The organism is Bacillus aerolatus (assembly GCF_009183655.1).
In the GTDB taxonomy this organism is placed as follows: domain Bacteria; phylum Bacillota; class Bacilli; order Bacillales; family Domibacillaceae; genus Pseudobacillus; species Pseudobacillus aerolatus.
Genome location: NZ_WEIO01000004.1, coordinates 104,876 through 118,485 on the forward strand (window position 1 = coordinate 104,876; position 13,610 = coordinate 118,485).

Sequence of the window (13,610 nt, forward strand, 5' to 3'; positions counted from 1 at the left end):
ACGGTGAATGTCTGCTGGCAGCTAAAATAACATTTATAATATTTCACGAAATATTAATAATTGTCTTGTAATTTGGAAGTAACCTCTCTATAATCAAAAAATATATATTGATTGTCGTTAGGTCATCAGATGACCTAATCATCATTCTTATGAAAGTTGTAAACGTTTTCTCTTGTTTTAATGAAAAGTGATAACTAAAGGAGGTCGATTTTCTTGAACTTGCTCATACTTTCATTGATTGCCATTGTGCCGATTCTTACGATTCTTATTTTTCTCGTGCTGTTAAACTGGCCGGCAAGCCGCGCCATGCCAATTGCCCTTATCGTGACTTCTCTAATCGCTATTTTTATTTGGGGGACAGATACCCAAGTTGTTGCCAGTGCAGCCTTTAACGGTTTAGTCACAGCGCTTGAAGTTATTTTTATCGTATTTGGAGCTGTACTGCTTTTAAATACGGTAAAAGAAAGCGGGGCCATACATACGATCCGGACAGGATTCACTTTGATATCGCCTGATCGCCGCATTCAAGCAATTATTATTGCCTGGCTGTTTGGTGCTTTTATCGAAGGGGCTTCAGGTTTCGGTACACCGGCTGCGGTCGCTGCGCCTCTCCTTGTAGCGATTGGTTTTCCAGCTATGGCCGCTGTTATGGTTGCATTAATTATTCAAAGCACACCGGTTTCGTTCGGCGCCATCGGTACGCCCATTCAAATCGGTGTGAACACGGGTCTCATCGGCCAGCCTGCTGTGCTGTCGTCTTTAAAGGAAACCGGTATGAATTACGCCGACTACATGCTTTACGTTACATCAAATGTCGTGTTCATCCATGGGATTGTCGGTTCGCTTATTCCTCTGTTTATGGTAGCGATGTTGACGCGCTTTTTCGGTCCGTCTAAATCGTTTCGTGAAGGGTTCAAAGTGTGGAAATTTGCCTTGTTTGCAGGAGTTTCTTTCACGATTCCATACTACTTGATCGGCACAATACTCGGCCCGGAGTTTCCATCGCTTCTCGGAGCGCTCGCGGCTCTTATTATCGTTATTCCAGCTGCCCGCGCCGGACTATTTATGCCTAAAAAAGAAGATCTATTCGATTTTCCCCCGCGCAGCCGCTGGGAAGAAGAGTGGTTCGGCAAACTTAATCATGAGCCGGAAAAGCCAGTGGGATCCGAACGATCAATTTCTATGGGGCTTGCCTGGCTGCCGTACATTCTTCTCGCCGTTCTGCTCGTTTTGTCGCGCACAATGGATGCGTTGACCAACTTATTAAAAGCGCCGGCTGTGACTCTTACGTTTGAAAATATGTTCGGTTCAGGAATTACGACAACAACAGCGCCGCTTTTTTTACCAGGTTTCTTTTTTATCGTCGCGTCGATTCTGACATTTTTCTTGCACCGCATGAAGCCGTCTGATTACACACGCGCTTGGAAAAACTCGTTCATAACTGCTGCGTCGGCAGGGATTGCGCTTGTTTTTGCCGTACCGATGATCAAGATCTTTCTGCATACTTCATTGGCAGCGGACAAAGTCGCTGCTGAAGCTGCCTCACTGGCAGGCCAAAATATGCCGCTCGTTCTTGCCGAAAGCGTCTCAGTCATCGCTGGTGATCTTTGGCCAATCGTTGCGCCATCTGTCGGAGCTCTTGGCGCGTTTATCGCAGGAAGCAACACATTCAGCAATATGATGTTCTCTCTTTTCCAATTTGGTGCAGCCGGCAATATCGGGCTTGACACTGCTCAATCCGGCATCGTTGTCGCCATGCAGGCAGTCGGCGGTGCAGCCGGCAACATGATTTGTGTTCACAATGTAGTTGCTGCGTCGGCGACTGTTGGCTTGATCGGAAAAGAGGGCGTGCTAATCCGCCGCGTTCTTCTGCCTTTAAGCTATTATTTGCTTACGGCCGGCTTTTTTGGAATGGCCGTCATCCATGGCTATCTTAATATTTGGCTGCTTATAGCAACAATTATTGTTGCTGCTTATTTGTTAAGATTCTATACGTATCAAGGTGCTCTACTTCCCGGTGCCGCCAGTAATAAGAACACGTTCAGATTGTAGTGAACAAATCGGCCGGATTGATGATCAACTACCCGGATTCGTGAACAAAGGATTTTACAATGCTGCTTATAAAAAAAACACTTCCCCAGTTTGCTTTTATTAAGCAATTTGACGGAAGTGTTTTGTTATTTTTGGAAATTAGTTCGGTCAAATGGGAGAACACCCCCTTACTTTTACGCTTACTTTCTTTTCACCGGCACACATACTTTCGGGCACGTTTTACAGTTTTTCGCACCCGGTTTATCGAGCAGATAATTAAAGCAACACGTTTTTCGCACTTTGATTTTTTCATCTCTGCCTTCCACTTCAATTTTCGTCCGGTCGTACCTGGCGAGCGGATTGGCGTGATAAGAGCCGAAAAGAGACGCTTGTTCGTCTGCCAAAAGCCAGTCTAAATCCGCTTTCGCACGGTTGCGCACAGCGGCAAACGCTTCTTCTTCTGCCACTGTGTCGTACAGCCAGAAAATATAAATCGCCACGTTTTCCCAGGCAATTAAGTTGGCCAGTTTCGTCGTCTTCCTTAGCGCGTCGACGACTTCTCCCATATGGCACAGCCACTCTCCCGGATGATCGTTTACGGAAAGCTCAGAACCGATGCTGAACTTCGGCTGCCAATTGCCGTTTTTTTCATAATCGACAAGCTGCGCCTCTTCTGCTTGGAGGGCTGGCAACTTGCGGAACAAAGACCAGGAAGCAAGCACGCCGACGAGCAGAAATGCGTAGCGCTTCATGAAAATGGAACCGGCCACTTTCGGCTGATCGCTGCAAATTTGGTCCGCTTTCTTTTGCAAAAAGGCTGCGAGCTTTTCTTCATCCGTTAAATCAGACAGCTTTATGTCTCCTCCATTTAATGACTCATCAACTAAACAGCGAAACCGTTCTTCAAGCAGTTGTTTCTCTTTTGTTGTCCACACCTTTCCTACACCTCTCCCTTATGAGCGGCTTGCGCCTATTTCATTCGAAAAAGCAAATAAATAAAATAAGGAGCGCCGATGCCAGCTGTAAACACTCCTGCTGGTACTTCCAGCGGCAAAAACAATGTGCGCCCGGCTAAATCGGCAGCCATAACAAGCATAGCGCCGATTAAAGCAGAAGCCGGCAGCAGTGCACCGAAAGCCGAACCGACGAGACGGCGGGCCATATGCGGTGCCATTAAGCCGACAAAGCCAATTCCCCCAGCGAAAGCGACTGCTCCTCCGACAAGCCCAGTCGCAAGAATGATCAGCAAAAGCCGCTGCCACTCCACGCGGGCACCAGCATTCACTGCCAGCTCATCGCCAAGCTCCTGAATATTTACATGGCGGGCTGCTAAAAAAGCGGCCGCCAATAACACAATTGTCCACGGAGCTAAAACCGCCACGTCTTTCCAGCTCGCTCCGTTCACCGTGCCGGTCAGCCAAATATTCGCTTTGGCGGCCTGATGAATCGGGCCTAAAATCATGAGCATCGTCTTAATTGCCTGCATAAGTGCGGCTACTCCAATTCCAATTAACACGAGCCGAACCGGAGAGACACCGTTTTTCCATGCAAATAGATAAATAGCCAAGGCAGCAACAGCAGCGCCAAAAAAAGCCGCAAGCGGCAGCCATTGAATGCTGACCGTCAGCGCATTGCTTTCATTACTGAATATCGTCAAAAAGCCGACAACAGCGGCACTGGCGCCTGCTGTCAGTCCGATAATATCCGGCGAAGCGAGCGGATTGCGCACAAGCCCTTGCAAAATGGCTCCGGCAGCCGCAAGGGCCATGCCGGCAAGTAACGCCACGACCATCCGCGGCATCCGGAAGCTGTAAACGACTAACTGGTCAAAATCCGTGCCGCCGCCAATAAATGTGTGAAACACCGCCGGCAGGCTCAGTTTTATATCTCCGAGTGCAGCGCTTGCTGTAAGAAGCAGAAATAGCAGCAACAGCAATACGGCCATTTTTTTGCCTGCATGTTTGTCGATTAAAAATGAAATGCGGCCACTGAACAGCCGTCTGGACGAATAACGCTTCATTTCGTGCCAATCCCCTTTCTTGCGATGTAAATAAAGAATGGCACGCCGATGACGGCTGTCATTACACCGACTGGCACCTCCTGCGGCATGATCACATACCGCGCGCCAATGTCAGCCGCAATTAACAAAATGGCACCGAGCAAGCCGGAAAATGGCAGAAGCCAGCGGTGATCCGTCCCAATCCATTTTTTCGCCAAGTGGGGAATGATAATGCCGATAAAGCCAATCGGTCCCGCGACAGCTACAGATCCGCCTGCAAGCAGCACAACAGCCAATGCAGACAGCAGCTTAATCAAGCCGGTTTTCAACCCGAGTCCTCGGGCGACGTCTTCTCCCATTGCCAGCACATTCAGCTTGCGGGCGAGAAGCAGAGCGAGTGTCCCGCCTGCCGCCAAGTAAGGAATGATTCCCTGCAGGAGTTCGAGCTTTCTTCCTTGCACCGATCCGGCCAGCCAAAACAGCACTTGATCGAGTGCCGCTTCATCTAATACGAGCAGTCCTTGGGTAAAAGAAGAAAACATGGCCGCAATGGCCGCTCCCGCAAGCGTCAGCTTCATCGGCGTCATCCCTTCTCTTCCCGCAGAGCTGATAGCGAACATGAGAAAGACAGCCACGGCTGAACCTATAAATGCCATCAAGGCAAATGCCTGGCTGCTATTGAAGCCGAATAAAGACAGAGAAACAACGACAAAAAATCCGGCACCGGCATTAATGCCTAAAATATCTGGCGAAGCAAGCGGGTTTTTTGTCAGTGTTTGCAAAATCGCGCCCGCTATCGCCAGGCTCGCGCCGACAGCTGCAGCAATAAGCGCCCGCGGCAGCCTCACGCTTTGAATAACTAAATGTTCTGTTGACCCGTCAAAGGCTGTAAATGCATGGTAAGCCATTGACCATGATGTATTTGTATATCCATATACAATGCTTAGAGCCATCAGCAGCACGACTGAAACTGCGCCGCCAATCAAAAGCCCAAGCTTGCCTGCCTTACTTTTCATCTGGCAATCCTTCCTAAGTGCAACACTTCTTTTTCTTTATTGTAAGAAAGAATTCTCTGAACGTCAATGAATTTGAAAATCATTATCATTTGTAGTTGACATTCATTCTCAATTAAAATATGATTAATATATGAACAGCACAATTTGTCCCGTCGCTGTTCTCTCACTAGAAAAAATATGCACGTCGGCTGTGCGAATGCCCACCCGCACAGCCCCCCTTTTCAACACCATTCTATTTATACGGGAGGAAAACTACATATGGGAATGAAAAAAATCTCAGCAGCCCTGCTTACTCTTCTGCTTTTGCTCGTGCTGGGCGCATGCGGCAACAAAGAAGAAACGAAAGAGCAGCCTAAAGAAAAGAAAGAACCTGTAGAAAGTTACACAGTCGAACACGCCATGGGAAAAACAGAAATTAAAGGCACACCTGAACGTGTCGTTATTTTAACGAACGAAGGAACAGAAGCACTGCTAGCCTTAGGAGTTAAACCGGTCGGTGCGGTTCAATCATGGACAGGAAACCCATGGTATGATCATATTAAAGAAGAAATGAAAGACGCCGAAGTCGTTGGAATGGAAGATCCGGTGAATGTGGAAGCGATCGCTAAGTTAAAGCCTGATTTAATTATCGGTAACAAACTGCGTCAGGAAAAATTATATGAGCAATTAAATGCGATTGCACCAACTGTTTTCTCCGAAACGCTTCGCGGCGACTGGAAAGAAAACTTTAAGTTGTATGCAAAAGCAGTCAATAAAGAAGAGGAAGGCAAAAAAGTTCTTGCTGACTATGACAAGCGGATTGCCGATATGAAAAAAGAACTTGGCGACAAACTGCAGCAAGAAGTATCCATCGTCCGCTTCATGGCGGGAGATGTCCGCATTTATCATAAAGACTCTTTCTCCGGCGTTGTTTTAGACGAACTCGGTTTTGCCCGTCCGAAAGAGCAAGACAAACCAGACTTCGCCGAGAAAAACGCGACAAAAGAACGCATTCCGGCGATGGACGGAGACATCCTTTTCTACTTTACGTATGACACAGGAGACGGCAAAGCAGCCGAACTTGAAAAAGAATGGATCAATGATCCTCTCTTCAAAAACTTGAACGTCGCCAAAACTGGCAACATCCACAAAGTCAGTGACACTACTTGGAACACAGCTGGCGGCGTCATCGCAGCAAACCATATGCTTGATGACATTGAAAAAATCATGCTAAAAAAATAAAAACGATCAGCCTGCACTCATTGTGCAGGCTGATTTTTTTGTTGATCATTTTTAGATAAATACTATCAACTTAGCGCCTTCTTCAATTACCATGCCAGTTGGCTGTTGACTAAGTTTTCAGCAAAATGCTTTGATGTATTAGCCTATACATCAAAGCCTATCCCTCCATAGTATATACATCGAGATGAATACTAAATAAGGAGGCTCTCAGATGTATGATTATTCCCCATACACGCCCCTCCCTTACAGAAACCAACAAGCTTACACGATGACGGTAGAAGGAAATGGACAGATCACAGTTAAGCCGGACGAAGCGATATTAACTGTAGGTGTAGTAAGTTCCTATAAAAATGACAGAAGGAAACCGTACTGAAGAACCGCAGCCTATGGTATTAGCTTTTTCACAACCTTCTTCAGACATTCCCCCTCCTATCCAAACAGGAGAATTGACTATAAGTGCAAATATAAAAGCCGTTTTTGAATACAACTAATTAAAACGGCGTTCCTTTACTCATCATGGCGGCGCCATTGCAGTCCACTCTATGCTTGATAACCTTGAGAAATTCATGCCGCAAAAAATAATAGCGAACAGCCTGCACTCTTTGTGCAGGCTGATTCTTTTATGACATGTTGGCTGGCCGCTCTAGCGCGTGAATAAGTTGGGGTGATTTGATGAACAACCTGACGCTTGCGTGAACAAACTCGCTGATTCCGTGAACAACCCGACGCTTGCGTGAACAAACTTGCTGATTTGATGAACAACCCAATCGTGGCTTTAAAGAAAGAGGATGCTTATTCTTTTTTTACCTCTTTCACAACAAACTCTCCACTTGAATTGTCGTTATTAAGTGTGATTACTAATGAATTCCCTTGTCTTAAATCATTTAGCACTTTCACTCTTATTTTAATTTCATAAAATTTCCCGGGCTTCAGTTCTTCTGAAGATTCAGGGAGATATTCTTTTTTGATTGAAATGATTTGTGCGCTTTCAAACTGTGGGAATCTAACGTTATAGGATTTTTTTATCGAATCGGATATTTGTTTATGGAACTGAGTGGTTAACACTTCCTCCATGTCCGCCTTGCTTACTTCTTGGCCAAAGACAGGATTTACTCCTAAGAAAATGATTAGTATCGACAACGACAAACTGCGTATTATTTTTCTCAACAGATTCACCCTTTGTTTTTACTTCGTTACTTTATTTTCTCCTGGTGAATGCTGTTTATGAGCGTTAAATACATGCAATTTTAATACGCAAAAGGGGCCTTTGAGAAACTCCTTATGAAGAAAGCGCGGCCGCTTCATTAAATATCACCGTACCCTCTAAACGTGCCGAGCTGCATGGAGACGAATACGCATAGGAAAAACAAGCCGATCATTAATCCGAAAAAGAGCCAGTCTTGTTTTTGAATGTGTATTTGGTGATAATATGTGCGGCTGCGCCCGCCTGTGAATCCTTTTGATTCCATGGCGATCGCGGCCCGTTCAGCTTTGCGGATGGCGCTTGCGAGCAAGGGAATCGCATATCTTTTGAGCGCAAACAGTTTCCCTTTGAGACCTGTTTCCCGGTTGGCGCCTCTCACTTTGTGGGCGTGGCGAATGATTTTCACTTCCTCTGTTAAAAGCGGCAAAAAGCGATAGCCGGCCAATAATCCGTAAGCGAGTTTTGGCGGCAGTTTGCATTGCTGGACGAGGCTTAAAATAAATTTGACCGGGTCGGTCGTTAAGATGAACAGCAGTGACAAGCCGGCAAAACAGAGTACGCGCAGTCCGAGCGCAAGGCCGGTGGAAAGACCGTAATTCGTTATTTCAACCGGGCCAATCGTCCAATACGTCACGAGCTCTGTTCCTGCAGGCGGATTCGAAAAAACAGCCGTTGTCCACACGTAACCGAGAGCGACGACCAAAAATGGAACAAAAATGAGCAGCCATTTTCGCGTCTCGACTTTTCCAAGACTGAAAGTGACCACAACAATGAACAGCCAGTAAAGCAGAGGCGTCACCGGATCAAAAACGAATGACAAAAGAAACACCAATAAAATGACGGTCAACGCTTTAATGCTTGGATTAAGCTTGTGAAGCCGCAAGTGACTCCCCCCTTAATCTCCATTTTTCCCGAATCGAATAAGCCAGCGGCCGCTCTAGCTGTGCTTTTTCCAGCAGTCCGCTTCGATCGGAAAACAAGTCGTGCGGCACTCCCGCAAATAATACTTCTCCTTCTACGAGTACGATCACTTGATCTGCAAAAGCGGCAACAAGCTCCATATCGTGAGTGATCATCACCGCTGAAAATCCGGCGGCAAGCCGCTTTTCCACCATTTTCATCAATTCCGCAGCCGCTTTCTGATCCTGACCGTACGTCGGTTCATCCAGTATAAAAAGAGACTGTTCATCAACAAGCATCGTGGCAACACTCAACCGTCTTTTTTGCCCTTGGCTTAATGAGAACGGATGCTGGTGTGCCAACCCTTGGAGCCGGCAGGCGGCCAGAATTTCCCCGACGATCTGTTCAATGTCTGCCTCTTTTTTCTTTTGCATGCGCAAGGAAAAAGCAATTTCCTCATACACGGAATCGGTAATAAATTGGTGTTCAGGATTTTGAAACACATAACCGATCTTTTCGCTCATCGCTGCACCGGATAAGTGCGCAAGCGGCTCTTTTTCATACAACACTTCTCCGTTATCCGGTGTTTCTAAGCCTGCGAGCGTGTAGGAAAGCGTGGATTTTCCGGCGCCGTTCGGACCAACAATAGCGGTCAAAGCCCCTTTCGGCAAGCGAACATTTACCTGCTTCAAAATTGGCTTTGCCCCTCTTAAAAAAGAGAGTTTGCGTGTTTCCAAAATCGTCCCCGAATACTCGCGCCTCTCTTTTTGCAATAATTGTCCTGCTTTCTCAAATGCTTGCCAGTTCATTGCCGCCAGCAATTCATCTTCCGTCAGCGGCAATTTGCCTGCCATATTCAGCTGTTCACTGAAAACGAGCGGCTTCGGCAGCCAAACTCCCTGCTCTTTTAATTCGTCCAGATAAAAAGAGAAGCCGTCTTCTGGAATACCGTCGAACATGACTTCACCCGTTTCGGTAAAAATGAGGCACCTGTCCATGAAGGAAATCCAATGATCCAGTTTATGCTCAATCACTAGTAAAGAAAAACCGAGTTCCGCATGTAACGCTTTTATCGTCTCTGCTAATTCTTTTGTCGTGACAGGGTCGAGCATGGCAGTCGGTTCGTCTAAAATAATCAAATCAGGCTTCATAGCCAATACACAAGCAAGTGCCAGCTTTTGTTTCATCCCTCCGGAAAGTGAAGCGATAGGAGAAGTTCTATAGTTTTGCAGATCGACTAGCCCAAGTGCCCATTCCATTCTGTCCGCCATTTCCTCCCGGGGCACGTTCAAGTTCTCTAAACCGAAAGCAAGTTCATCTTCAACTGTCAGCATACAAAACTGGGCATCCGGATCTTGAAACACGACTCCAATCCGCCGGCTTGCTTCTCCCGGCAAATAAGCGTCGAGTTTTTTCCCAGCTAAAGAAATCTCGCCTGTTGACGAGCCGTCTACAGCGGCAGGATACAAGCCGTTCAAGCAAAGCGCCAGCGAACTCTTCCCTGAGCCGCTCGGGCCGAGAAGCAGGAGCGCTTCTCCTTGTTCTACCGTAAAAGATAGATTGTGCAGCACAGGCTTTTCCGCTTCATCGTACGAAAAGGTGAAGTTGTCGACGGTGAGCAACGGCGCAGTCATGCCGCTTTTTTCCTTTTCATTTCTTTTCCGAGCGCCATCCCGTTCAACACACCTGTTCTTCCTAAAGAATCACCGACATACTTGCCTAACAGTCCGGCCAGCACCGCGCCTGACACTAAGCGGATCACAAACATTGCGAGTACATATTGCGGAGACAACGCCGCATAGCCCGAGACGAAATATCCCCAGACGAAGCTGAAGACGGAAGACCCCATGCCGGCTGCCATCAGTACCCAGACAGAGTAGCGCTTCCACCCTGTTGCCGCAAAGGCCGCTTCTGCTCCGAGGCCTTGAATCATCCCTGAAAGAATGAGTCTTGGCCCGTTTACGTTTCCAATTAACACTTCAATAAAAGCAGCGATCGTTTCCGACAGAAAAGCAGCGCCCGGTTTGCGGATGATGTACGCCGTAATGATGGAAACGATAAACCAAATGCCGAAAATCGGTTCATACCCGATTGGCCCCATTAAGCCGGCAAACACATTCCCCACTTGGACAAACAGTAAATATACGATAGCAAAAACGACAGCCAAAGCGGACATGACAACAATTTCACGAAGATTCCATTTGAACATCTTTTTCTCCCCCTGTTCGGTTAGCGATTTTTTCTAGAAGGACTGTTGGCCGCTGCATTAACCGTCATCGTGACGTGGCTTACTTTTTCCTGCGTGAAGCGAAACACTTCTTCCAGGGTGGCGAACACATCGTGCGCATCGCCGTCGAGCCGGCTAGCATAGTGAATACCACCTGTGAGCGTTCCTTTTTCGTTCGCTATCTCGACCACATCAGCGATAATTGGCATGTAGTCGCCTTCATTCATCGGATAAAGGGCAAACTGCGTCGGCGCTTCGATATGTATATCCGCCACTTTCTCTTCGTTGCTGCGCACATCGTCTTCAGACATATACGTATCCCCGTCTGAATCTCCCGGACAGCCGATCGAGAAAGTACCGTTCAACACGACATGCTTGCCTGTGTTTGCCGCATGAAGATAAACGGCTTTTGCCACATCAAATACGTGCTCCATTTTTCCGCGGATGCACGTGCTAATATCATCTGTCTGCATCCACACTTTCGTCGTATCCGTTTTCGCTAATGTCGAAGTAATCACTTCTACAAATTGATCGCTCATCGGATAAAGAGAAAAACGAAATCCGACAATTCGGCTCGTGCTGCCGCAAAATAAATTGGTCATCTTAAACTCCCCCTTGGTTTTTTTTGACAACAAAAAAACTGCACCTTATAGAAGATGCAGCGGTGTACGGAAAGAAATTTGACCGTATAACGACTGCACTTCCCCACGCTAGTATTATCCAGATCGGGTACTAAGGGATTGGCGCGCTCTTCCGCGTCCTATCTCAGCCGTTTCGGCACCCCTAGTGCAAGCTTACATATGCAGTTTTTCATTGTTTGTTTCATCATATCGAATGATGTCGATAAAGTAAAGATGCTACCCTGCATTTTTTCTAATTTTTCTGAAAAATTAAATCACGGTTATTTTCTTTTGGAAGATGAAACAACCTTGCCCTAAGTGAATAATCAAGGCAAGGTTTCATGGCTTCATTTTTACGTGTTAATAATATAAAACATTTACTTTATTACACTTGATACATGTTTCATAATACTGATTCCCTTTATATTTGTGCTCACAATTTTGTTGAATTACTTTTAATCGTTTTTCCAAAAATGTAAGATTCGTTTTCAATTGATTGATTTCCGCTTCAATTTTTTGGACGTTCATCCGAATAACCTCCTTTGAAAACTACTGATAGATCTGGCCGCCGGATTGCTTAAACTCCTCCGCCTTTTCCTTCATCCCTTTTTCAATGGCTGCATTCGTATCAAGTTTATTTTCTTTTGCATAATTCCGGATATCTTGAGAGATTCTCATGCTACAAAACTTCGGCCCGCACATGGAACAAAAATGGGCTGTTTTTGCCCCTTCCGCAGGTAACGTTTCATCATGATATTCCATTGCACGTTCAGGATCTAAAGATAAATTAAATTGATCTCTCCAACGGAATTCAAAACGTGCTTTTGATAAAGCATCATCTCTTTTATGAGCTCCTGGATGTCCTTTGGCCAAGTCAGCGGCATGTGCGGCGATTTTATATGTAACCACCCCTGTACGAACATCCTCTCTATTTGGCAAACCTAAATGTTCTTTCGGCGTCACATAGCAAAGCATCGCTGTACCATACCAGCCAATCATCGCCGCTCCGATAGCGGATGTAATATGATCATAACCGGGAGCGATATCCGTCGTGAGCGGTCCCAGTGTGTAGAATGGCGCTTCCTGACACACTTCCAATTGTTTGTCCATGTTTTCTTTAATTAAGTGCATTGGCACATGTCCTGGTCCCTCAACCATCACCTGGACATCATGCTCCCAAGCAATCTTTGTCAGCTCTCCAAGCGTTTCTAATTCGGCAAATTGCGCTTCATCATTCGCATCCGCAATCGACCCAGGACGCAAGCCGTCACCTAAAGAGAATGAAATATCGTACGATTTCATGATTTCACAAATTTCTTCAAAGTGAGTATATAAAAAACTTTCTTTGTGATGATGTAAGCACCATTGAGCCATGATCGATCCACCGCGGGAGACAATGCCTGTTACGCGCTTTGCCGTTAATGGAACATAGCGCAGGAGAACACCCGCATGAATGGTGAAGTAATCAACGCCTTGCTCCGCTTGTTCAATCAACGTATCACGGTAAACCTCCCATGTTAGATCTTCAGCCACGCCATTTACTTTTTCAAGCGCTTGATAAATTGGAACGGTCCCGACAGGAACAGGTGAGTTGCGGATAATCCATTCCCTAGTTGTGTGAATGTTTTTGCCTGTGGACAGGTCCATAATATTATCAGCACCCCAGCGTGTCGCCCATGTCATTTTTTCAACCTCTTGTTCAATGGAAGATGAAACAGCCGAGTTGCCAATATTGGCATTGATTTTCACATGAAAATTACGCCCGATGATCATAGGTTCTATCTCAGGGTGGTTGATGTTAGCAGGAATAATTGCCCGGCCTCTTGCCACTTCATCACGCACAAATTCTGGCTTCATATTTTCTCTTAATGCGATAAACTCCATTTCAGGAGTAATGATTCCTTTTTTTGCATAATGAAGCTGTGTAACATTTTTTCCTTTTTTTGCGCGCAGCGGCCGGCGCTTTAATCGTGGAAATACGTTTTGATTAGCACGCGGATCGTTTTCATCCTTATAACCGTTATCTTCGGGCTTAATCTCCCGGGCTTCATATTCTTCAACATCGTCTCGTTCATGAATCCATCCGCTTCGAAGGGCAGGCAGACCTTTTGTGATATCAACAGAGTACTCGGGATCCGTATAAGGTCCACTCGTGTCATAGACGCGCACCGGCGGGTTTTCTTCTTCACCAAACGTCCCTGTTGTCGGACTTAACTCAATTTCACGCATTGGAACTTTCATATCGGGCCGGGAACCTTCGACATACACTTTTTTACTTCCTGAAAAGCTGGACATGATGGAAATACTTTTTTCGTTTAATGAAGATGTTGACATAAATAAATCTCTCCTTTTCAATGGGTTATTAGTTAAAGGACGAGATTCAGCACATAAC

The 13,610-nt window shown here is 46.1% G+C and carries 13 protein-coding genes and 1 riboswitch; of the genes, 3 read left to right on the plus strand and 10 right to left on the minus strand.

The genetic code is table 11. The features are described 5' to 3' along the window. The first annotated feature begins 213 nt into the window (after positions 1-213). Complete coding sequence (locus tag F9802_RS08380) at positions 214-2,052, plus strand: L-lactate permease (RefSeq protein ID WP_152150885.1); 1,839 nt, start codon at positions 214-216, stop codon at positions 2,050-2,052. Positions 2,053-2,231: 179 nt separating this feature from the next. Here F9802_RS08380 and F9802_RS08385 read toward each other — a convergent pair whose 3' ends face one another. Genes F9802_RS08385 through F9802_RS08395 form a run of 3 tightly spaced genes read right to left on the minus strand, consistent with a single transcriptional unit; the run spans position 2,232 to position 5,046 of the window. Further along, complete coding sequence (locus F9802_RS08385; RefSeq protein ID WP_152150887.1) at positions 2,232-2,966, minus strand: (2Fe-2S)-binding protein; 735 nt, start codon at positions 2,964-2,966, stop codon at positions 2,232-2,234. Positions 2,967-3,001: 35 nt separating this feature from the next. Then, on the minus strand, positions 3,002-4,051 hold the full coding sequence (locus tag F9802_RS08390; protein ID WP_152150889.1) for a FecCD family ABC transporter permease: 1,050 nt from the start codon (positions 4,049-4,051) through the stop codon (positions 3,002-3,004). After that, positions 4,048-5,046, minus strand: coding sequence for a FecCD family ABC transporter permease (locus F9802_RS08395; RefSeq protein ID WP_191991808.1), 999 nt, complete (start codon positions 5,044-5,046; stop codon positions 4,048-4,050). Before F9802_RS08395 ends, F9802_RS08390 begins: the two co-directional genes overlap by 4 nt. A gap of 258 nt (positions 5,047-5,304) precedes the next feature. On the opposite strand from F9802_RS08395, the gene F9802_RS08400 reads away from it, so the two are divergent. Beyond that, the gene (locus F9802_RS08400) at positions 5,305-6,267 is read left to right on the plus strand and encodes an ABC transporter substrate-binding protein (protein WP_404799151.1); all 963 of its coding nucleotides are present in this window, start codon (positions 5,305-5,307) and stop codon (positions 6,265-6,267) included. 211 nt (positions 6,268-6,478) lie between these two features. Further along, positions 6,479-6,640: an SIMPL domain-containing protein gene (locus tag F9802_RS19590; RefSeq protein WP_191991809.1), complete on the plus strand. Its 162-nt coding sequence runs from the start codon at positions 6,479-6,481 to the stop codon at positions 6,638-6,640. Between the two features lie 419 nt (positions 6,641-7,059). Here the strand turns inward: F9802_RS19590 and F9802_RS08405 are convergent, their stop codons facing one another. The 7 genes from F9802_RS08405 to thiC all read right to left on the minus strand — a co-directional run bounded on the left by F9802_RS08405 (position 7,060) and on the right by thiC (position 13,552). Continuing rightward, positions 7,060-7,434, minus strand: a complete 375-nt coding sequence (locus tag F9802_RS08405; RefSeq protein ID WP_152150891.1) for a DUF3888 domain-containing protein — start codon at positions 7,432-7,434, stop codon at positions 7,060-7,062. Between the two features lie 137 nt (positions 7,435-7,571). Continuing rightward, entirely contained in the window at positions 7,572-8,354 is a 783-nt protein-coding gene (locus tag F9802_RS08410) for an energy-coupling factor transporter transmembrane component T family protein (RefSeq protein WP_152150893.1), read from the minus strand. Beyond that, complete coding sequence (locus F9802_RS08415) at positions 8,335-10,005, minus strand: ABC transporter ATP-binding protein (RefSeq protein ID WP_152150895.1); 1,671 nt, start codon at positions 10,003-10,005, stop codon at positions 8,335-8,337. The genes F9802_RS08410 and F9802_RS08415 overlap by 20 nt, the downstream gene beginning before the upstream one ends. Continuing rightward, positions 10,002-10,580, minus strand: coding sequence for an ECF transporter S component (locus F9802_RS08420; protein WP_152150897.1), 579 nt, complete (start codon positions 10,578-10,580; stop codon positions 10,002-10,004). Before F9802_RS08420 ends, F9802_RS08415 begins: the two co-directional genes overlap by 4 nt. Before the next feature lie 20 nt (positions 10,581-10,600). Further along, entirely contained in the window at positions 10,601-11,200 is a 600-nt protein-coding gene (locus F9802_RS08425; RefSeq protein ID WP_152150899.1) for a YkoF family thiamine/hydroxymethylpyrimidine-binding protein, read from the minus strand. An 83-nt stretch (positions 11,201-11,283) separates the two neighbouring features. Then, a riboswitch (TPP riboswitch) is annotated at positions 11,284-11,393 on the minus strand. 185 nt (positions 11,394-11,578) lie between these two features. Further along, positions 11,579-11,746, minus strand: a complete 168-nt coding sequence (locus tag F9802_RS08430) for a serine protease (RefSeq protein WP_152150901.1) — start codon at positions 11,744-11,746, stop codon at positions 11,579-11,581. Between the two features lie 21 nt (positions 11,747-11,767). Further along, entirely contained in the window at positions 11,768-13,552 is a 1,785-nt protein-coding gene (gene thiC / locus F9802_RS08435) for a phosphomethylpyrimidine synthase ThiC (RefSeq protein ID WP_152150902.1), read from the minus strand. Positions 13,553-13,610: the final 58 nt, after the last annotated feature.